General features: G+C 36.2%; 16 protein-coding genes. 10 read left to right on the top strand and 6 right to left on the bottom strand.

Features of this window, described 5'->3' with window-relative positions:
* Positions 1-6: 6 nt before the first annotated feature.
* The 3 genes from CSP5_RS08050 to CSP5_RS08040 form a co-directional block, all read right to left on the bottom strand.
* Positions 7-792, bottom strand: a complete 786-nt coding sequence (locus CSP5_RS08050; RefSeq protein ID WP_077076605.1) for a hypothetical protein — start codon at positions 790-792, stop codon at positions 7-9.
* Between the two features lie 233 nt (positions 793-1025).
* Positions 1026-2321: an amidase gene (locus CSP5_RS08045; RefSeq protein ID WP_277868686.1), complete on the bottom strand. Its 1296-nt coding sequence runs from the start codon at positions 2319-2321 to the stop codon at positions 1026-1028.
* A 250-nt stretch (positions 2322-2571) separates the two neighbouring features.
* Complete coding sequence (locus tag CSP5_RS08040; RefSeq protein ID WP_077076603.1) at positions 2572-3297, bottom strand: hypothetical protein; 726 nt, start codon at positions 3295-3297, stop codon at positions 2572-2574.
* A 238-nt stretch (positions 3298-3535) separates the two neighbouring features.
* Here CSP5_RS08040 and CSP5_RS08035 point away from each other — a divergent pair, with 238 nt between their 5' ends.
* Positions 3536-4414 (top strand): GNAT family N-acetyltransferase, encoded by an 879-nt coding sequence (locus tag CSP5_RS08035; RefSeq protein WP_148690100.1) that lies wholly within the window; start codon positions 3536-3538, stop codon positions 4412-4414.
* 50 nt (positions 4415-4464) lie between these two features.
* On the opposite strand, the gene CSP5_RS08030 is transcribed toward CSP5_RS08035, so the two are convergent.
* Positions 4465-5559, bottom strand: coding sequence for a D-alanyl-D-alanine carboxypeptidase (locus tag CSP5_RS08030; RefSeq protein WP_148690099.1), 1095 nt, complete (start codon positions 5557-5559; stop codon positions 4465-4467).
* Positions 5560-5838: 279 nt separating this feature from the next.
* Between CSP5_RS08030 and CSP5_RS08025 the strand changes: the two genes are divergently transcribed.
* Positions 5839-9108 carry an ABC transporter substrate-binding protein gene (locus CSP5_RS08025; RefSeq protein ID WP_172399448.1) on the top strand — a complete coding sequence of 1090 codons (3270 nt, stop codon included), beginning with the start codon at positions 5839-5841 and terminating at the stop codon, positions 9106-9108.
* 239 nt (positions 9109-9347) lie between these two features.
* Positions 9348-10310, top strand: a complete 963-nt coding sequence (locus tag CSP5_RS08020; RefSeq protein WP_148690097.1) for a S66 peptidase family protein — start codon at positions 9348-9350, stop codon at positions 10308-10310.
* 49 nt (positions 10311-10359) lie between these two features.
* Here CSP5_RS08020 and CSP5_RS08015 read toward each other — a convergent pair whose 3' ends face one another.
* On the bottom strand, positions 10360-11460 hold the full coding sequence (locus CSP5_RS08015) for a DUF1343 domain-containing protein (protein WP_148690096.1): 1101 nt from the start codon (positions 11458-11460) through the stop codon (positions 10360-10362).
* A 369-nt stretch (positions 11461-11829) separates the two neighbouring features.
* Between CSP5_RS08015 and CSP5_RS08010 the strand changes: the two genes are divergently transcribed.
* Positions 11830-12840 carry an alpha/beta hydrolase gene (locus CSP5_RS08010; RefSeq protein WP_148690095.1) on the top strand — a complete coding sequence of 337 codons (1011 nt, stop codon included), beginning with the start codon at positions 11830-11832 and terminating at the stop codon, positions 12838-12840.
* Positions 12841-13017: 177 nt separating this feature from the next.
* Positions 13018-14313, top strand: a complete 1296-nt coding sequence (lysA, locus tag CSP5_RS08005) for a diaminopimelate decarboxylase (protein ID WP_148690094.1) — start codon at positions 13018-13020, stop codon at positions 14311-14313.
* A 34-nt stretch (positions 14314-14347) separates the two neighbouring features.
* Here lysA and CSP5_RS08000 read toward each other — a convergent pair whose 3' ends face one another.
* Complete coding sequence (locus CSP5_RS08000) at positions 14348-14878, bottom strand: YdcF family protein (protein ID WP_148690093.1); 531 nt, start codon at positions 14876-14878, stop codon at positions 14348-14350.
* Positions 14879-15107: 229 nt separating this feature from the next.
* Between CSP5_RS08000 and CSP5_RS07995 the strand changes: the two genes are divergently transcribed.
* The 5 genes from CSP5_RS07995 (at position 15108) to CSP5_RS07975 (ending at position 21901) form a co-directional block, all read left to right on the top strand.
* Complete coding sequence (locus tag CSP5_RS07995; protein ID WP_148690092.1) at positions 15108-15797, top strand: C40 family peptidase; 690 nt, start codon at positions 15108-15110, stop codon at positions 15795-15797.
* A gap of 59 nt (positions 15798-15856) precedes the next feature.
* A complete protein-coding gene (locus CSP5_RS07990) occupies positions 15857-17068 on the top strand; it encodes an exo-beta-N-acetylmuramidase NamZ family protein (RefSeq protein WP_148690091.1) in 1212 nt (403 codons plus the stop codon).
* Positions 17069-17145: 77 nt separating this feature from the next.
* The gene (locus tag CSP5_RS07985; protein WP_172399447.1) at positions 17146-18756 is read left to right on the top strand and encodes a CocE/NonD family hydrolase; all 1611 of its coding nucleotides are present in this window, start codon (positions 17146-17148) and stop codon (positions 18754-18756) included.
* Positions 18757-18805: 49 nt separating this feature from the next.
* Positions 18806-20215 carry a glycoside hydrolase family 3 N-terminal domain-containing protein gene (locus tag CSP5_RS07980; protein WP_148690089.1) on the top strand — a complete coding sequence of 470 codons (1410 nt, stop codon included), beginning with the start codon at positions 18806-18808 and terminating at the stop codon, positions 20213-20215.
* Positions 20216-20341: 126 nt separating this feature from the next.
* Positions 20342-21901 carry an extracellular solute-binding protein gene (locus CSP5_RS07975; protein ID WP_077076585.1) on the top strand — a complete coding sequence of 520 codons (1560 nt, stop codon included), beginning with the start codon at positions 20342-20344 and terminating at the stop codon, positions 21899-21901.
* The last annotated feature ends 3 nt before the right edge of the window (positions 21902-21904 follow it).

Below are 21904 nucleotides of genomic sequence, written 5' to 3'. Positions count from 1 at the left end.
GCGAAGTCAGGTAAAAAAATTTTTATGGTATTCTAAATCTTCCTTATTACGCCTAACCATGATATACGATGAGGAATCTCTTTTAAAATCAGTCACTATAAATCCGTCAGAAAACAAATCTTCTATCATAGCCCTGGTTGATAATCTAATATTAAGTGATGTATCTTTATCATTTCTTTTTATAGATAAGAAATCCACGGGGATTTTAAATGAAATCACATCTGGCAATTCTTTAGCATTCAGTTCCTGATTTTCATCAACTGTATTGACGCTAATCAATGGTTTTTTTTGCTCTATTTTGTCGTCAAGTATCCACCATTCAGCCACGAACCTATCACTTGGAATCCCGTAATTGATCGAATCTTCCATATCTCCATAAAAATTTCTTAGATATGTCCTTGAAATGGCTCCAATTTTGTGAATATTAAAATTGGCATTTAAATCCATGAGTGGATCATATGTCCATGCTATAAGATCAAAACCATTCTCAATAGCCCACTCTTTTTGTCTCATTTTCAACTGGAATCCAATACCTGAATACTTTTTATCACTTAGAACTCCAGTCATATGTGAGTAAAGGTATATCTTACCGTTTCTTCTTCCAGTAAAACTAAAATGCATTCCTACCGCTTTTTCATCTTCCATGGCAATTAGGGCCAAACCACCATGAAACCTCATTGCAGCAATCATATCTTTCACAAGTTGATCCATGGTGCTCATTCCCCATGCTGATTTAATTATCGGAATCATGCCTCTTAATTTATCAGGATCCATTACGGTTTCAATTTCCACAAAGTACTGTAATGTACTTGAGATGATAAATATATTCTTATAAGTAGGATATAGCTATAAATCAGTAAAAGCTCAATTTTATACTAATTTTAAATAGAAATATATAGGAAGTAGTTAATTGCATCACTCATAAGGTCATAGAAATACAATACCACAGATATTATGTAACAGCCAATCCTACAATGCAATTGCCATTTGTGGTTTCTAAGATTACCGTGCCAGACAAAGATAGTTCAGGAAAAGCCCTGTGGAATTGCTTTATGCCAATCAGTGAGATCCTGCACAAGAGAAGCAAACTCAATACATCTTAAATCTGAATTATTCTTTCCGATTATCTGCATTCCAACAGGAAGTTCATGTGAAAACCCAACTGGAATAGTTAATGCAGGATTTCCTGAATAATTTAAAGGCGAAAGAAAATCAATTTCAGATATATCATCGACTTCCTCTCTTTTCTTTTGGTGAACTGTAAGAGGGGCCACGTCCTGTAATGTGGGAATTATAATTATATCGAGAGTCTTAAACTGTGAGTCTAATAGTTCCCTGTATTTCTCTCTGGATCTTTTAGCATTAACATAATCCACAGCTTTAACCCGCATACCTTCTTCTATCTGCTCAATAGAGCTATCTAAATAACTATCTGGATATTTTTCATAGTTCTCCCTGTGAATTAGGGCAATTTCACTTGTATCAATAATCTCATGAAAGTGCTTCATTTCCTTAAATCTCAGGCATTTTTCTTTAACATGAATATATTCAATATTCAGCTCTTTTTTAATTTTCTCAAGTGCAGCTAATGAGACTTTTTTCACACTGGATTCACAGTATTCAAACATTTCCCAGGCAACACCCACTTTAAATTTTTTACTTTCTCTTCCTTTAATAATAAAGTTTTTTCTGGTCATTAATTCCAGTTCAAGGGTCAAATCACTGGCATATCTGGTTATAGGCCCTGCATGGTCCAGAGACCAGGATTCTGGGTAAATTCCACCTCTGGGTATGAGGTTGTAAGTAGGTTTAAATCCAGTAACACCACACATCGCCGCTGGAATTCTAATAGATCCACCAGTATCAGTTCCAGTAGCAAATACCGACAATCCGGCTGCTACAGCCGCAGCAGACCCTCCACTAGAACCTCCAGGAATTCTTCTCAAATCCCATGGGTTTTTAGTTGGTGAAGAAATTATTCCAAGGGCAAACTCGTGAGTCACAGTTTTACCTATAACTATACCATTTCTTTTCTTGATATTTGCTACAACCGAGGAATCTTTGGAAGGAAAATGATCTCTATAAATCGTTGATCCATAATTTGTTTCAATATTTTTTGTATCAAATAAATCTTTGACTGAAACTGGTATTACATTTTCCGACGACTTCGCTCTTTTTGCGCATTCTTCAAGGGAATTTAAATTCAATCTTGTGTAACTTTTGAGTTTTGTGTCCAGTTTGTGAATTCTCTCCATGAGTCTTTCTAAAACCGTGCATGGGGAAATTGCATTACTTTTTACTAGACTTTCGATCTCATTCAACGATCTAAATTCCAAACTCAGTTCCAAAATTTATCACCACGCTAACTATTCTCTCTAGTAATTGAAACTACGTATTAGTTTTAGTCAACTGGTTTAAAAAATAATTACTATTTCTTGTCTATGGATTATTTTTAGCCAATTTTTAGAGAAAGTAAAATTTCGAAAGTTAATATTTAGCCTATTTATTATAAAAACAAAACATATTAAAATATTATCATCGTTCTTAGATTAGTTCACAAAAAAAGAAAAATTAGAGCTCATTTAAAACGCCTCTCCTCACCTCTTTCATAGTAACATTTTTAGGGAAGGAAATGGACTTTATAATACTGGAAGAAAAAACTCCATTCCACAGGTCTGTATTTCCGTGATACAACTTCACATAATCACTATACTCACTACCTTCTTTTACATCTGTATAGTAATACAACTTGGAATTTCGCGTATTGCGATCTATTGAAAGAATCATCAAATTGGCGGTTGCCCTGATCAAATCCTTCTCTTTTGCAAGGGATATTGTTTTCTCCAAACGAGTTCTAAATTCTCCATTGAATGAAAGGATATATTTGAGAAATAATTGACTATCAACATATCTCGTAAAGTTTTCAATACCAAGCTCTACCGCAATTTTTTTCTTATCAAACCATCCATTGTGCGCTAGAAATACTTCATAATCTTCATCAACTTCATAGTGGGGATGACTCTCTAGAGTTCCAATTGGTTCATCAGGGGCAGCTTTTCTGGCGTGCATAATAAACTGACCTGACCTGAAGTCTGGAATATTAGATTCAAACACCGGAGTTCGTGATCTAAAAAAATCCAGTGAAGAACTATCGTATCTTACATATCCGTATCCATGATCATGTGATGTTAAACTACCATCACTGTTTACGGAGAGAGGATCGTTTCGTGTGACCTCAATAAAGGAGTCCAGTATTTTTTTATATTCTTTAGAGAAATCTCCAGATAAACAAAACATGCGACACATTCAAGCTATATCTTGATGGTCTTTATAAATATTCAAATCCCATCTTTAATGCTTTTATATCATAATAAGTTAAGAGTCTAAGCTCTAATTTTAAAATAAGTCAAATTAAAAATATTCTCTTCTTTGAATGGTAATATACCAAATGCAATCTGTCCGAAAATATTAGTTATAAAAAAAGGATCTTAAAGCTTGGAAAATCTAGTTAAATCACTTTCGAATACCAAAACATATGATCAAGATCACAGAAAGGGAAAAAATTCTGGAAATCTGGAATGAGTTTTATAAATTCGATCCAACATCTCAATTTCAACTGGAAAGGAAATATTTTAGAAATGAGTACGTGGTTCCAATAGGTGAGCAGGTAAACGAGGGGGCATTCTCACTCTTGTGTGCAAGAAATGGTATAGATGAAGATACAGAAAAGAAAGCATGGATCTTTGCTGCCGGGTATACAAAGAAAGATGATCTTATAAAACTTCTAAAAAAACAGATAGAACAGGCCAAAAAGGTTGGAGTACAGCGTATATTTTATTCCAATTTTTCACCGGGGTATTTCTTTCCTGGCATTGATAGAGAGAAATATTCAGATCTATACGATTCGCTTGTCGAAGTAGGTTTCACTGCAGAATCAGAGGCTTTAGCAATGGAAGCAGAGATAGGGGAACACCAATATATTCAAAAAGAAGGAGGCAAAGCAGAAATCAGAAATCTAAAAATTGAAGAAACAGAAGAACTCCTAAAAATGGTAAGAAGTAACTTTCCCTATGATTGCTACCTTAGAGTCGATGGGGTAATAAAGCACGGAAGTTTAGATCAGATCACCATTGCTATAGTAAATAATAAAATTGTTGGTTATTCCATGTATGCAAGTGGAGAAGGGCCATTTGAATCATCTCCAGGCGAGAGGTTCGGATGTTTTGAGGTTCTGGAGGATTACCGTTCAATGGGAATAGGAGGCAAGCTTCTGACGGCTACACTAATAAACATGAAATCAAATGGAATTAGACATGCATACTTTTTATGGACTACAGAAAAGGCTTCACATCTATATGGAAGGTTTGGTTTCAGAATTACAAGAAAATTTCAGATAATGTCATTATTACTGTAAAATCATTCAGCCTATATGTGGTAAATCAAACAATTTGAAAAATAGTTTCTCTATTTATATTTGTCAATAAATTCCGATAGAATCCTGTCTATTTCCATCTGCCTAACTGATCCTTCATCAAGACTATTATTAATAATTATAGAGAAAAAAGTATCCATTGAACTTATATATCCGCTAAGAGCAGAGACTCCAGATAGTGTTCCAGTTTTTGCATAAATTCCATTTTTTTCAAGAGAAATAAGGCGTTTCCTCAGTGTTCCCTGACCTATTGTTGGCATTAGTTCTATAAAGGTGTTTCCAAAATTTTTCTTAGCATATAAAAGCATGTTAGAAAGAAATCCTGTGGTTACGAAATTCTCTCTACTCAGTCCAGATCCATCTTTAATCCTTACATTTTCAGATCCATTTATCCTGGAAATATAATCCATTACAAATTTAGAAGAATTTTCCCATGTGCCCAGCGATTTTTCGCTACTTGAAAGATACTTGAATATAACTTCAGCATAAAAATTACAGCTTTCGAAGAGAATATGTCTTAGAACATCTCTTATATTCGCACTGTGGGAAATAACTTTTTCAAAATTATTATTAGAAGACAAACTTTTCCTTATTGTCCTCAGATTTTTTTCCTCTGAAAAAGCTTCTACTAAATGTTTATCTGGGTTTTTAACTGGTTGAAATAATTGCTCGTTCTGATGAATATAGTTGAAATCATTATTGTCAAATTTGAAACCACTTTTAATTTTGCAATTCTCACCAATAAAAAAATTAGATATTCTTGGCTGATAACTGTACTTGGAATCACCATAAACCCAATCACCATTGTAAAACTCTCTATCGATTCTTGGTTTTTCAAGATAAATGTTGTTTACCTTTTCAATTTTTAATTCTTTAATGATTCTCCTGCATTCACCTATATTTAAAAAGAAAGATGGGTCACCATCAATGTGTAAATCATCTTTATCTGAAGAAAAACTTGTGGTAAATATATAATCCGTTCCTAGGGACTCCAGTGCACAAAGGGAGGTGACCAATTTCATATTTGAAGCAGGAATTACTGGTAAATTTTCGTTTTTTGATAATACAATCTTACCCTCTGAATCCAGAAAGCAAAAAGAAGTCACACTTTCTCTATGTATTTTCATGGTGAGAAATGGGAATCTGATAATTAAATTTTTGAACCTCAATAAGTGATACAAGAAATAAATCAGATCAATTAAATTTTTAGTTTAAGAACATTTAAATAATTTGATAATGACAATCAGAAAATATGTGTTATTGTCAAAAACACGGTAGGGGATTACTTTTTATTATTAAAACTTTTATATCGGAAAAAAAATTATAGAAATGTTTATTAATAAGAGATCAGATTCGACACTAATGATAAATAAAAAATTGTTTTATCAGTATTTATGGTATTATTAATGGTAGGTTCCGCGTTTTTCGTCTTTGGAACTAATTTACCAATTAATACATCATCTACAAATACTGGTATTAGTCAGAGTAGTTATTTGAATGTACAGCCTGATGGTTCATCATCAACAGCATGGCAAATGCCAACAACTACAATGGAAGAGCCCGGTTACACTAATGGAACATTTACTTGTGGTCTCGACTGTACCATAGGTGATCTGAATACATTTACCGGAATTACTTTTGGCGATTTATTCATTGCCAAATTGGTATACGGGAGTCTTTACAAAACAATGCCTGATGGGCAAATAGAACCATGGCTTGCCACAAACTACACATTGACACACGTTACGTCAAACAATAAAACCTTTGACATTGAAACTGGCAAAATGACGAATTACTCATATGTGTACACAATATATCTGAGACCATATGCACAGTGGACAGACTGGTCAAAGGCAAATGCTTCGCAAACATATACATTTTCGAACAAGGTAGATTATAGAAATTCAACAGGAGTATCATTCACGCACACATACACGAGCTATGCACCGACTGTAATGAAGAAATATTATCTGCAGTCTGGGGATGTAGTTCTGAGCTGGAGGCTTGAGGCTGCCCTTGGTGGATGGCCAGGAGTAGTTAATGTAATTCCTAATGGAAATCTTTCAGTAAAGGTATTTGTACCAAAACCAACACTGTTAATTCAATCAAGCTCCCTGCAATCATATATTCTTCCATATAATATCTGGGTACATCACGACTTTACGAGTGTTAAAGGATTATTCAATTACACTCCAGGAATGTCTTCTGGAAATGGATATTATGGCTGGGATCTAGGATGGAACACCGCAACTGGTTCTGCTCCAGGATTGGTCGGAGACGGACCATTTATGGTCGTTAATGGATACGGTATGCCTCAAGGTGGCATTGTACCAAACCAATATGATAAGTTTTATGTAAATCCACATTTCTTTGCACAGTACGCCAACGCGAGCAGTGGCCTAAGACAGTACTCTCCAAAGATATATGAATTCTATCAACCATACTATTCTTCTCAGTCTTCAATGGTAGCAGCCTTCACCAAAGGACAACTGGATCTTCTACCAGTAACACCATCTTTCCTGTCACTGGTTAAGGGAACTCCAGGAGCATATATTTATATTAAGCCATCTCAGGTTTTCTGTGCAGTTAGAATAAATGAAAACGAAACGCCTCTTAACATTACTACCTTCAGACAGGCATTGAGCTATGCAACTCCATACCAAACAATAGATGGAACAGTATATGATGGACTCTTAACACCATCTTCAAATACCGTACCTCCATGCAATGTGCTCTGGTACAATTCATCAAGCCCGCAGTATACTTATAATATGCAGAAAGCCAAATCAATGATTAGTGCCATACCTGGAATGGCTAACAATTCTGGAACGCTGACATATAACGGTAAGAAGGTAACAATTCAAATACAGATAGCTCCAGGAAGTGAGACACCTTGCGCTGCTGAAATTGCAAATGAAATGTCAACCTCATTCGCAGCCCTTGGTATAACGACGGTGATAAAAGAAGAAGCCTACACAACAATGTTTAACAACATATACGAAACCATCACTGGTAAAGGAAATTTCTATCAGATGGCAGAATATGGACAGGGAACAGAATCTGGAGATCCAGCAGACCTATGCGCATTATTCATAAATGATGCCCCAGCTTATTTCAGTGTAGGTTGTACTCTAGGACCATATACATCGTTGAACTTTAATGGGAAACATCTTTCCGGTCAACAGGTGACCACTCTTCTAACCAACCTATCAAATGAATTGTTGCAGTCGGACTCATATCAGCAGGCAATTCATATTTCAAAGGAGATTCAGACATTAATCATAGAAGAAGCAACTCTAATCAACCTTGGATATACAACAACGATAGATGCATTCCAAACAAACCAGTTCTCTAACTTTACCACAGAGAACTCGAATTCTCTATTCAGCCTTTATTTCACACTTATGGAGGTAAACAAGGCCAAGACAACAACTTCCGTAAGCTATAAGTATAACATGCAGGTACAAGAGAAATTAACAGGAGCTCTCGTAGAAAAGCAGGGAGATAGTGGAAGTATAACATACACAGTTCTTAATAAGACAACTGGTTTACCGGTTCAGGGTGCCACAGTTGGAGTATCTGTATCATCCATAGCAAAAGGGTTGATCAACACAACATCCAACCAGCTTACTACAAACTCAGCTGGTCAAGCAACTTGGAAGTATGAAGTATTCAAAAATCTCAACCTTTTGTTGCAAACAACATCAAGCAGCGGAAACATAATAAACCTGCCAGATGAAGAGGTTAACATTTCTGCAACAGTAAATCCACCCACTAAGGATATTCATACAATTACAACATCAACATATCTTAACATAGAGTTGATAAACACAAACGAAAAGAATAATCTAAGAGTTACATCTACTTATTCAGGCAAAACCCATCTATCTGCAGGAAGCAGCGGTAAATACATGTACACTGTAACTAATAGCACTGGAACAAAGGTAAAAGATGCAAACATAACCGTGGTAATGTCGGGAATACCCGGAAGTGTTACAAGCAGTGCATTCACTTTTAACACATCTACTGGAAACAGTGCAAATTTCACATTCACAATTCCTAAGACACTTTCAAACTTAATGACAACATATGGTTCATCTGGAAATCCCATGTCTCTTTATTATCAGGAGATTAACATAACTGCAGTCGCATCTGTGGGAAACCAGAACCAAACAGGCGCGGGATACGCATACAACAATGTATTCGTAATAAATCCATCTCTGGTTATGTCATATAACTTGGGAAGTACCAGTTACACGTCAGGTCAAACAGGTAAAATAACATTCACAGTGACCGAAAATGGAACCGCGGTACCTGGAGCATATGTTAACATCACATCATATAGTCTTTCCGGTGTAAATGTTGGAATCAGTGGATATAACCTGACAACAAATAGCGCTGGTGTTGCGGTATTCACATTTACGGTAGGGGATGCAAGTTCAGGAAGCGGGTCTTATGTCACGGCAAATGAAAGCATTGTTGCCAAGGCAAGCACATCAAATAGCTCTGTCGTACCTGCATACTCCTTCGTCAATTACACCGTAACTGAAAAAGTTGTAAAACCATCAAGCAGCAACTACCTCTATGAGATAATTGCCATAATAGCAGTTGTGATAGTTATTGTTGCGGTTGCAGGTGTTTATCTCATAAGAAAACCGAAAATACCTAAAAACTAATTTTTAAAATGAATATGTCAGATAAAGATCTCTGGCATCACAAATCTTTTCTTTTATATTTCAACATTTACCCAAATATTTATTTTCAATTTTCACATTAATTTTATTGGTTAAGATTCCTTGGATACCTGTGTCTGTTTCTGAAATTATCCCAACCATTTCCACAAGCTATTAGTCTAAAATTTATATTTGATACTTAAAAATTTATTATATGGAGTCCATATTACAAACTGAATGAAATGACAGGAAGTTCTGAAAATTACAGAGAACGGAAAGAGGTAATAAAGCCTGCTAGACTGAACATAGGGGATGAAATAAGAATAATAGCCCCGTCAAGTTACCCTGAAATTATATCCTTAAACCAATCAGTTGAGGAAATAACCAGAATTGGGTATAAGGTAACATATGGTATCAACGTGAAAAAGCTCAATCAGGAAACTTATCATTCAGCAAATCCAGAGTTGCGTGCTAAAGAATTGATGGATGCTTTTAGGGACCATAAGGTAAAGGCAATATTCTGTGCAAGAGGTGGCCATGGAGCAAGGCAGATTTTACCATTTCTAGATTTTGATGTAATAAGAGATAATCCAAAGATATTCATGGGGTACAGTGATATTACAAATCTTCATATGGCCATAAATAAGATTTCTGGGTTAGTCACATTTCACGGTCCTATGCCAGACACAGACACTGAAGAATTTCGAGGGGAAAAACTGGAAACAATGTTTAAGATATTTAGAGGAGAACTGTCAGACCTAAAGCCATATATAAAAAGACTGGTAAAGTATGTGGTTGGAGGAAGTGCCCAGGGAAGGTCCATGGGAACCAACATGTCAGTCTTTTCATCTCTAACTGGAACACCCTATATGCCGGAGTTTACTGATAAAGTGTTATTCTGTGAGGATACAAATGAAAGATCAGTAGACATAGAAAGATATCTGGACATAATGATACTCAATGGCACGATTAATCAACTTGCAGGATTTGTATTTGGGGAATTTAAGAATAGGTCAACCTCAGGAGAAGGAAAACCATCAATAGAAGATGTAATAAGGGAATACATGGTAAAATATTCAAAACCATCTCTAGCCATGGCACCTTTTGGGCATGGAAATGAACAGATGCTAATACCTCTTAACCTGAAGGTAAGAATAAGCGAATCAGAACCTTATATTGAACTGATGGAATCTATGGTTGATTGAGATCAAAACAAAAAACTATGTAAGAATGTAAAATAAAGATTATGGTTCATTAATTAGGAAACCTGTAAAGTGAGTAATCTTTCCTGATTTTCATGAATTCGGAGATTTCTGAATTAATTTTTTCATAAAGATCTGTGACTATCTCATTTTTCTCAAGCCATTTTGACATCTCATCAGATCCGTAATTAAGATTCAGCTTTTTTAAATTAATTAGATTTTTATCCATGTTATAGAGTTTTTTCATGATAGTGGCTACCATCCTTATGCTACTGTAACTCTTTTTATCCTTTATATGAATGAAATATCCTATTAGTTTCTTTTCTTTAAGCGGATTTAGCAATGATATAAAGGAAGTTTTTCTCAGAATGACACCTTCGAACTCATCAGATCTAAGATCTACTGGATCTTCCAATCCAAACTGCATAAATGGGTATGGAGTGCCTCTACCAACGCTAACATTAGCTGCCTCCATTAATACCATTCCTGAAAAGTTAAACATTGAGTCTAGAGAATTTAGGTTCAGTGATGGTGGGACGTAATATTTCATGTAATTGTCATAATATCTTGACGGATCGTAATCTGTCATCTTTGAAATATTCAGATCTGCACCAATATTTCTATTCATGAATTGAGCTAATTCACCTATGGTCATTCCGTATCTTAGTGGAAATTCGTCCGCTCCAACAAATGAAACAAACTCCTTCTTTAACACAGGTCCATCTACAATGTTGGAAAGGGGATTGGGTCTATCGCACACAACAACCTTTTTTCCAAGCTCCGAGGCTGTGATTAATAGGTTTTTTAGCGAAGAGATAAATGTATATGGTCTTGTGCCAGCATCCTGTAAATCATATATCACTGTATCAACATCTTCCAGCTCTTCCGGTTTTATGGACTTTCTATCTGCAGAATAAATGGATACAACATCTATCCCGTTATATGTCTCATTTTTAACATCATCCCCATCGTTTAGTGTTCCATAAAAACCATGTTCCGCTGTAAAAATCCTTCTAATTCTGAACCCTTTTCTTATTAGAAATTCAACGTTTTGCTCTAAATTCTGAGTTACTCCACTGGCATTAGTTAATAAGGCCACATTCTCATTTATTCTATTTTTTCCAAGATTTTCAATCCCGAGGTTAAAGGACATTGGTTTGTATCTGGAATAACATAATAATATTATTTATCATAGAATACTGCAGCCATTTCTGCCATATTAACATTAATAATAAAGTAAGGTCATCGAACTGAGATCCTTCAAACGACTTTTCCAGGTTTTACGGCAATTTTCGACTTAATATTTATTAAATTCAGGCCAAAAAGTTATGTTCTATTCGTATCAAAGGAAATCGGCAATATTAATCCATTTTTATATCTCATAGAGGAATTTGTGACTGTTTATGAATTTAGAAAATAAATATTTCAGGAGATTTGATTTACTAAAATGTAAACAGATCTGAAAACTGATCATAAGGTATTGATAAAAACAATTATTTACACAACATGTATTAGACCCCTGATGGGAGCAAGTGAAATCCATTCACGTGTTAGTAATCTTGTGATGGAAGTAAGAGAAGAGGCAGCTAGAAGGTCTTTGCTTGTTCGAAACAACATTGAGAAGTTGAATAGAATTTCCAATGTAGAAGATAGGGTTATTCAATTTAAGCAAAATCTACTTAATGCAAGAAAATCCGCCGGTGTCACATCAGATTCGCTTGATATCCCAGGAATTGAAGTTGCAGAAATTAACGAATCATTTCATAGAACGCACATAAGAGCGAAGCTCTACTCACCGTCAGGATCGAAAGATTTACTCCCATGTATTTTTCATATCCATGGAGGAGGTTTACTTGTAGGAGGAATAGATGAGGAAATAAATAGGCTGGCTTCCATATCGCTTAAATTGGGATGTAAAATTTTTGACATAGAATATAGACTTGCACCAGAATTTAAATTTCCAATCCCATTGAATGACTGTTATTACGGGTTCCAGTACTGTTCAGCTCTTGCCGAAAGTCTTGGAATTAATTCGGAAATGTTAAGCATAATGGGAGAAAGTGCTGGCGGTGGCCTTGCTGCTTCAGTTGTTTTGCGCTCAATTAGAGAAAATGGCCCACAAATAAGGAACCTATTCCTTATGGCACCAATGCTAGATCACAGGAATACAACTCTTTCCAGTGCTCAGTATGATGGTAGCTGGCCTTTCTGGCCAACGTACTATAACAGAATGGGATGGAGAGGATATCTTGGCTCAGAAAAAGAGATATCTGAATTTGCCTCTCCATCCATAGCAACCGATTTAGAAGGTTTTCCAGAAACTTATATTGAGGTAGGATTCGACGAGGTTTTTAGAGATGAATCAGTTGACTTTGCTAGAAAACTTATAAATTCCAACGGAAGAGTAGACCTTCACGTATATGATGGCATTTTCCACGGATTCGAATATGCAATCCCTGAAGCTGATATAACTCAAATAATTCTTGAACATCGGTACCTAAAGATGAAAAGAATGATTCACTCAAAATTATAAAACATGGGTGGGAAAAGCATTATAGTAATTTAAACTATAAACTACAAATAAGCAACTTACGGTTTGAATTGCAAGGTACAATTTTCGATATCCATTTTAACATGCATGTGTATCAGATTAGTGGCGAAGATAGGTTCGTACTCGATACCTTAAATAACCTAGGTAAAATGACATAAAATGGATGAAATCCTGCCACGTTATACGGAAATAATAGATGGGAATTTATTTTGGTATGGTAATGACATTGTAGAGGTAGCAAAAGATTATGGAACGCCTTTTATTATCTATTCTGAGAATATTTTACGTGGCAATTATAGAAAAATTAAAGATGCTTTTAATAAATATTTCAAAAATGTGTCCATAGATTTTGCAATAAAATCAAATTTCAATCCCTCACTGATTTCCATTCTTTCATCTGAGGGATGTGGAATGGATGCATCGTCAGTAAATGAAATAAAAATAGCTCTGCTGAGTGGGGTATCTCCTGATAATATATCTTTTACACCAAATAATGTAACTATAGAAGAATTAAAATTTGCAATTGATAAGAATATAACAATAAACTTTGATTCTCTAAGTCAGTTCAGAATGGTGCTTGATCACTTACCAGAAATAGTGAGTTTTAGAATTAAAATTGATTATGGAAAGGGGGAATTTCCAGGCATAAAAACAGCAGGTAAAGGGGCAAAATTTGGAGAAATTCCGGAGCTTGCATTACAGGGTTACAGGGAGGCAAAGGAAAAGGGATGCAGGATGTTCGGAATCCACGTTATGGCTGGATCAAACGTAAGAAACGCCGACCATTTTAAATTAGTTGCTCAAAAGATTCTGGAAGTTGTTAAAAATTTCGAGGAAGAGCTTGGTATTGAATTCGAATTTGTGGATATGGGAGGAGGATTTGGTGTACCATACAGACCTGAAGAGGATGAACTGGATGTTATGGACACAGCCAAAAACATAGCTGACGTATTCAAAGCATTTTACACAGAAAAAGGTCGGGAAATACCAAGGCTCGTGATTGAACCCGGTAGATACATAAGCTCCAACTCAGGATTGTTAGTGGGTAAAATTACAGACGTTAAAAGACAGGAGTCAAACTTCACGGGTACAGATATAGGGATGAACATACTTATGAGACCAGCTCTTTACGGAGCCTATCACCATATACTCATAGCAAACAGGATGAACGAAGAACGAAAATTTAAAACTGATGTAACAGGACAAATCTGCGAAAACACTGACAGGATCGGGAAGGATGTAATGCTGCAGGAGCCACAAATAGGTGATATAGTTGCAGTCTTCAACTGCGGGGCTTACACAATGTCTATGGCAAGCAACTATAACGGCAGGTTACTTCCAATGGAATTACTGATCAGTGATGGGAAACTAATAACAATAAGGGAGAAGGATAATTTCCAGGACATTGTCAGGCACACAAAATTCTACGAGTCTGCTAAAACTTTAAAGGATTAAGGTTATGTTTAACTCTTAAAATTACAAACTTAAACTAAAGATATTCCCTAAAAGTGTTTTCTATATATTCTGCTGATTTTCCCTTCATCTTTTCCAGAATAGAAGAATCTCTCTTCAGTTTATCAATCTCGCTTTCTCTTTCCTGAACATGACCAAAACAATATCCCTTTCCAATGTTTTCTGTTGAAAATATGCTCTTGAAAATGAGCTCTGATCTATCCATGTGGTAGCACGAACTTACGATATGAATCATTTCATACTCAATATTATTACTTTCAATAAGCAGTTTTGAAAAGAATGCATTGCCAATTGTGGTTTTGGCTTTTTCCTCTAAGAATATTCTCTCTCTTGGAATATTATATTTTAAAAGTTCCCTTAACATAAATTCGGCTTCTGATAAACCACAACCATCTTCTGAGACTCCCCCTGATGGAATTATAACAGCTTTTTCTTTCAATGATCTGTAAAGATTAACCGTCTCCTTAACTCTTCCCTTAAGCTCCTCAGTAGGGGAGCATCCAGAGGACCTGCATCCTAATAAGATTACTACATTTGCAACATTCATATTCTTCCCTTCGTATTTTTTTATTAAATAATCTCCAACAATATTATACCTTAGATTTAATCACATATTTTGTCTGTTTACACAAAAGCATAAAAGTTGTATTAAGCTTTGAGTGAACTTTAGAGTGAACTTTACTAACATGAAATATATTCTCCAAAGAACCAGATTTTTCATTATAAAGGTCAGATAGCAATAATAAGTTTCATATCCCTAAGGGCTATATTGCAGAATGTATCAGATAAGAATAGGTGTAGGAGATTTAAGAAGTAAGGCGATGTTTGAATCTGAACGAGAAACTCAGGTTGTTTTTGGAGAGAAATTTGATCTTCTGGAAAGGGGAGATGCCTATTCGCTGATCCAATCTCAGGATCACGTTAAGGGATATATAAAAACAAATATAATTACAGAATACACAGATAAGTCATATAAATTAAGAAGATTTCACAGTCATCCAGAAATCAAGCTCCCTTTTGGTTCTTACGTGAGTAAGGAAGAGGCTGAAAAATATAAAATACCAGAAAATAAGCTTGTTAGAGTTTCAAACAACAACTTCTCTGTATGTGATCTTTCAATGGAATTTATAGGGGTACCATACCTGTGGGGAGGAACATCCGAATTTGGATATGACTGTTCGGGTTTTGTACAAAGGCTCTACAAATTCACAGGTGTACAGATTCCAAGAAACTCTGGTTCACAGAGAGATTTTACAGAGACTGTTGATAATTTTGACAGTGCTAAACCAGGTGATCTGGTGTTTTTTAAGGGTCATGTAGGTCTCTACCTTGGTGATGGAAATATGATACACGCAAACGGAAATTCAGCAAGTGTATCGGTGAATAATCTCTTTGATGGAAGCAAATACTCTAAGAATCTTCACGAAATATTTGAGAAAATTGGGCGTGTAACAAAAAGCCTGTAACTGGCTGACAGAATAATAACCAATATTATAATTTAAATTCCCCGTACATATATGCAGCCATGTTGATGGGGATTGATCAGTTAGGTTCCATAAAGACAGATTTTATAGAGAATAAGAGGGTAGGGTTGATAACAAACAACTGGGCCGGAAATCATGAAGGATTGTCATCTCTCGACGCAGTTAAACAAATTGGAGGTTACAGAAATCTAACCTTACTGACCCCTGAGCATGGGTATTTTGGTGATTATCAGTCAGGAGAGACAGTTGAATCCTATTACGATAATGCACTTGGAGTACAGGTAGAAAGTCTTTACAGGAAACCTGACTCTAAAAAAAGTTCAGGTTCCATTGATATTGACAGGGAAATGAGGGAAACAGATTCAATTAAAGATTCTTCCAAATTTATTTCCAGAGATGTTATGGATCAGTTTGACACAATCATATTCGATCTTCAGGATGTGGGATGCAGGATTTATACATATATTGCAACAATGATATATGCAATGGAAGCAGTAGGTGGATCTAGCATAGATTTTGTAGTGCTTGACAGGCCAAACCCCTTAAGCGGAGAGAATCCTGATGGTCCAGTGCTTCTTGATAATCTTCAATCTTTCATTGGTTCTCTGCCAGTTCCAATTAAGCATTCTCTCACAATTGGAGAACTTGCAAATTTCTTCAACAGAAAAATATCCCGAGAAAATGTTAGACTTAAAATAGTAAAAATGAAGCAGTGGAAAAGGGATATGTGGTACGATCAGCTAGGAATACCATGGACCCTGCCATCTCCAAATATGCCAACGCTGCAGACTGCCATAGTTTATCCAGGATGCGTTTTAATTGAGGGGACAAACATATCAGAGGGGAGGGGAACGACCAGACCTTTCGAGCTCATAGGTTCCCCATGGATGGATGCAAGAAAGGTAATTTCAGCTATTGAGAAGCAAAAACTTGCAGGAGTCGTTCTGAATGAGGTAAGATTCAAGCCCTATTTCTCCAAATACACAGGAGAAAAGTGCAATGGGATAATGATTAATGTGAGTAACAGAAATCTATTCAAGCCATTTGAATTTGTGATACATCTATTATCATCAATATACACATTCCACTCTGATAATATAGAATTTTATGATCACTATTTTGATTCTGTTGCGGGTAATAAGGAAATAAGGAAAAGGATCATTTCAGGTGATAGTCCATTGGATATTATAGAAAGTTATCAGGGAGAATTGGAAAGATACAGGGAGGAGATAAAGGAAATAATGCTTTATTGAGAAAAATGTCTGTTTTATATATGAAAATCAACTCATGATCGGTAAAATATATGATTATCTATGATGAAAGAACTAAAATGCCAGATGGGATCGAATTGTCATCAGATATCTATCTACCAGAGGGAAAGGGAAAGAGTACCGTAATACTTTTCAGAACTCCCTACGGTAAAAACTCAGATGAATTACTCAATACTGCAAGGCAATTCAGCAAAAGAGGTTTCGTATTTATTGCAAATGATGTGAGGGGAAGGGGAGAGTCCGATGGAAAATTTATACCATACTTTTCAGAAGCAGAGGATGGTTCAAGGCTCATTGAAATATTCGCGGGCAAACCATGGTCAAATGGGAATGTAATTACATGGGGAGCATCCTATTCGGGAAGGATTCAGTGGTTAACTGCACTGAAGAAACCTGAGCATCTGAGGGGAATGATAAGTATTGTCCCACCATCTGATCCATTTGTTGAAAATCCGTCAGTTTCGACTTCACCAATGAATCTTTCTTGGCTATTCTCTCTCAGGGGAAGAGGAATGCAGAACATCAACAGCGTAGACTGGGAAGAAGTGTATGGGAGTTTACCTCTGATTAATATGCCTGAAAAAATTGGAGTAGACATTCCTTTTTGGAAACAGTATTTCATAAACAGGCCGGAAAGCGATTTCTGGAAACCACTTTTTTATCAGGGAAAGATGAATAATATTAATCTCCCAGTGATGCACATTTCAGGATGGTATGATGATGAGCAGATAGGCACATTCATAAATTATGAGAATATGAGAAAATATTCAGAAAGTGATTTTTCAAGGAATAACCAGAGTCTTATAATTGGTCCGTGGGGACATTCAGTTAACAAGGACATAAAAAACGATCATATTGACTTTGGAAACAACTCTAAGCTAGATCTGGTTGAAATAGAATCTCAGTGGATAAATACTATTCTTGAACATAGATATGTGGATAATGACGAGAGGGTTATGGTTTTTGCAATGGGACCCAATAGATGGATAAAATCCAGCGACTGGCCTCTCAAAGGTTGCAAAAACATACATATGTATCTATCATCAGAAAAAAGTGCGGCAGGTATATCTGGAGATGGAAGACTGATTTTTGATAAACCGTCATATGGACTGAGAACCGATCAGTTCACATACGATCCCATGGATCCTGTACCATACCTATCTGGAGAGGGATTTGCTCAGATAGGAGGACCAGATGACTATTCAGAAATAGAAAAGAGAAAGGACATTCTTGTATATACTTCAGGGAAAATGGAAGAAGGATTAACAATTGCCGGAAAAATTACTGGGAGAATATTCATCTCTTCTGATTGTGAGGATACAGACTTTACAATGAAAATACTTGATGTTCATCAGGATGGATATGCACAGAGACTTCAGGACGGTATAACAAGGTTGAGGTACAGGAACGGTCCATTCCAGGAGGCTTCTTATGAACCTGGAAAAATCATTCAGATAGAGATTGATATGTGGGGTATGTTCCATGAAATAAAGAAAGATCACAGATTAAGGATTGAAATATCTTCCAGTGCATTTCCAAAGTACGCCAGAAACCAGAATATAGCAGGAAATCAGTATGATACTACCAATTATAAGGTTGCAAAGCAGAAGGTTTACCATGGACAGCAGTACTCATCAGAAATAGAGATGCAAACTGTTGATAATCTTTAACCAATCTTAAAAAGGAATATATTTAATAAATTTGCAGGATAAGAGTGCCATGAGAACTGGATTATTTATTCAAACAGGTTTGAGGGGAGTTGAAAGAGAGGAAAGCTTAAAGTACATTTCAAAAATGCTGCCTCTTTCCGTTGTTTTATTCGGCAACGATTTCAGCAATGAGAAGGAATTGACTGAACTGATCAGTAAGATAAATCACATCTATGTTGTTGAAAATAATGTTCCAGCCCCATTTATTGCAGTTGATCAGGAGGGCGGAAATGTGGTGAGAATTCCATGGATTGATTACAGCCCAAGCAATCTTTTTCTTGGCAAATTAGACAATCCAGAATTCACAAATTATGTAGGTATGCTGACAGGTTACCAGCTAAATTCTCTTGGGATAAGGTGGAACCTTGCCCCTGTTCTGGATACCTTAAATGGATATAACCCAGTAATTCTTGAAAGGTCATTCGGTTCTGATCTAGAAACTATTGGAAAACATGGTGCAGAATTTATAAAAGGAATTCAGTCTTATGATGTTAGGGCAACAGCTAAACACTTTCCAGGACACGGATCAGTAATGGTAGACTCCCACGTGGATCTACCGGAAGATAAAAGAAATGTAGAATCAATTATCAATGATTCATACCCATTTAGAAAAGCCATAGATGCAGGCGTTAGTTCCATAATGCTGTCACACGTTCTCTATAACTCTCTGGATGAGAATTATCCAGCCACCCTTTCTGCAGAAGTACAGAAATTGCTAAGACACAGTTTCAATTATAAAAATCTCATAATATCTGACTCAATGGATATGAAGGCTGTTAAGGGAAGATATGATGTTTCGGAAATAATCAAAGGTTCAATTAAAAATGAGGTAGATGTGATCGAAAATGCAGATATTGTTGGATCAATGGAGTTTTATGAACAAATCCAAAACATAGACACAGCATTGCTGAAACCTAAGGAAGAGAGAATCGTGCAATTCATGCAGCCTTTTAAGAAACTATCATATAAACCATCTCCCCTGCTCATGAGATCTGTAGAGACAGTTTCTTCAAGAATACGAAGAAGGAAAATACTTAATCCAGATATTGAAGCAGATCTCGTTTTAATGGATTCGAAGGATGAGAGTCAGGTTGCTGAAATATCCAAATCAACAAATCTTGTATCAACTCACCTGGCAGACTTAAATCTAAAACTGAAACTGCATTACGGAACAGAATTTTTGGAAAACATGAAAGAATCGGGAAGACAGATCATCCTTGTTGGAAGAAATGAACATCTCAGGTCCAGGGTAAATTTAATGAATGCGATCTCTGGAAAAAACAACTGTGTTTTTATATCTACCAGTTTTGACGGAGACATTGGAATAGTTTCAGAAAAAATGGGATATATAAGCGCCTACTCAAAGAAGCCCTCAGTAATTGTTGGAGCAATTCTGAAAGCATATGGATTTATGGCGTGAAGGCAGTTGTATTATAGCTCCAATAATTCAAATTGGAAAACATGGCACGATATTTTGCGACACTGGACATGGCAATATTTAAACCCATAAAAAAACATATATAGTATTTTAATCATGGGTTATACTATGCAAAGTAGTGGGACTAATAGTAGTGGAGGAAGTAGCAAGAAAGTAATAATTGCTATTGCTGTTGTAATCGTACTTATTGTTGCTGGTATTGGAACCTATTTTATTATAACAAACCATCCAACGACAACATCTAAAAAGGTAACAATAACGGTAGCTGGACCTGTGTACAGCTCTAGTTCAACCATATGGGAGAATTTCGTAAATAACGAAACTGCTGTGTGGCAGAAAGCACATCCAAACGTGGAAATAAAATTCGTAGGGCCTTTTGACGCAAGTAGTGAGGCACAGTATTATGATAAGCTTGATTTGATGACATCAAAAGCTTCTACTGCTCCAGATGTGATGCTGGAGGATATGTTCTATACTGCAACCTATGCACATGAAAAAGTGATAGCACCACTAAATAACTATATGAATTCCACAGAAAAGAATTCATTCTTCCCGTCAGCCCTGGGTCAGATGGAAATAAACGGAACAATATATGGTATGCCAACCCAGGTAACAGACACGTTAATATATTACAACATGTCACTTTTCCACGAAGCCGGTATAAAAACTCCATGGCAACCAACAAGCTGGGCAGATATACTTCACACGTCAATGGAACTTAAGGCTAATCTATCGTCAATAAAAGGATTCATTCCAATGAATATATACACTGATACCAGGGGTGGAGAGGCTTCAAGCTTTACTGGATTTGAAGGGTTACTATATGGAACTGGATGGGGTCTTTATAACTTTTCAAGTTCACAGTGGTATGGTAACAATCCTGGTCTTAATGCTACATTACATTTCTATAAAACAGCATTTGTGACAGACAACCTTGCATCAGTTGATCTTAGCACAACTCCTTATATAACCACAGGTCAGTATTTACAGGAAGGTAAGTTAGGAATTGCTGTAGATGGAAGCTGGATGTATGGTTACCAATGGGCTTCCGGATCTCATGAGATTCATAACTTTACAAAATATATTGGTCTCGCGTATATACCAACTGAATTTGGTCAGGCCCCATATTATAATTCCATGGTAGGTGGATGGGGGTGGGCAATGTATAACGGCGTTAGCAACAAGTCCCTCGTTTACTCATTCATGCAGGCACTGGATAACACAACAAATCAAATAAAAATAAATTTGCCAGGCCAGGCGCTTGCGGGAGGATTACCAGCTACAACAAGTGCATCAAGCAATCCAATGTTCAAAGATCTAATGCCTAACGCACCACAACTTGATACATTCTATGCAAAAGCACTGAAATATGGAAGTTATAGACCTCCAGTATCAACATACCCAACAGTCTCAACGGCACTACAGGCTGCGATGAGTGATGTCGTGGTGGGCAAAATGAGTGTATCCAGTGCATTAAGTGCATACGATTCCGCACTCGTAACAGACTTCGGCAGTTCAAAGGTACAAATAGTGAAAGGTCCAAAAATAGGACCATCAGCTTCCAGTTCTATCGCAACTCAATATGCTCAGTTACAATCTAAGGACGTTCAATCACCATCACTGCAGTTTTATAACAACCTTTACTTAGTATCAAAAATTAAAGCCTGAGTG

It is taken from the genome of Cuniculiplasma divulgatum (assembly GCF_900083515.1).
GTDB lineage: Archaea > Thermoplasmatota > Thermoplasmata > Thermoplasmatales > Thermoplasmataceae > Cuniculiplasma > Cuniculiplasma divulgatum.
This window is presented reverse-complemented; position numbering and strand designations above follow the sequence as displayed.

Coding starts and splice junctions, on each gene's coding strand:
- CSP5_RS08035 (WP_148690100.1), top strand. CDS start 3,536: ATGATCAAGATCACAGAAAGGGAAAAAATTCTGGAAATCTGGAATGAG.
- CSP5_RS08010 (WP_148690095.1), top strand. CDS start 11,830: ATGGGAGCAAGTGAAATCCATTCACGTGTTAGTAATCTTGTGATGGAA.
- CSP5_RS08030 (WP_148690099.1), bottom strand. CDS start 5,559: ATGAAAATACATAGAGAAAGTGTGACTTCTTTTTGCTTTCTGGATTCA.
- CSP5_RS07985 (WP_172399447.1), top strand. CDS start 17,146: ATGCCAGATGGGATCGAATTGTCATCAGATATCTATCTACCAGAGGGA.
- lysA (WP_148690094.1), top strand. CDS start 13,018: ATGGATGAAATCCTGCCACGTTATACGGAAATAATAGATGGGAATTTA.
- CSP5_RS08040 (WP_077076603.1), bottom strand. CDS start 3,297: ATGTTTTGTTTATCTGGAGATTTCTCTAAAGAATATAAAAAAATACTG.
- CSP5_RS08020 (WP_148690097.1), top strand. CDS start 9,348: ATGACAGGAAGTTCTGAAAATTACAGAGAACGGAAAGAGGTAATAAAG.
- CSP5_RS07995 (WP_148690092.1), top strand. CDS start 15,108: ATGTATCAGATAAGAATAGGTGTAGGAGATTTAAGAAGTAAGGCGATG.
- CSP5_RS07990 (WP_148690091.1), top strand. CDS start 15,857: ATGTTGATGGGGATTGATCAGTTAGGTTCCATAAAGACAGATTTTATA.
- CSP5_RS07980 (WP_148690089.1), top strand. CDS start 18,806: ATGAGAACTGGATTATTTATTCAAACAGGTTTGAGGGGAGTTGAAAGA.
- CSP5_RS07975 (WP_077076585.1), top strand. CDS start 20,342: ATGCAAAGTAGTGGGACTAATAGTAGTGGAGGAAGTAGCAAGAAAGTA.
- CSP5_RS08025 (WP_172399448.1), top strand. CDS start 5,839: ATGGTAGGTTCCGCGTTTTTCGTCTTTGGAACTAATTTACCAATTAAT.
- CSP5_RS08015 (WP_148690096.1), bottom strand. CDS start 11,460: ATGTCCTTTAACCTCGGGATTGAAAATCTTGGAAAAAATAGAATAAAT.
- CSP5_RS08000 (WP_148690093.1), bottom strand. CDS start 14,878: ATGAATGTTGCAAATGTAGTAATCTTATTAGGATGCAGGTCCTCTGGA.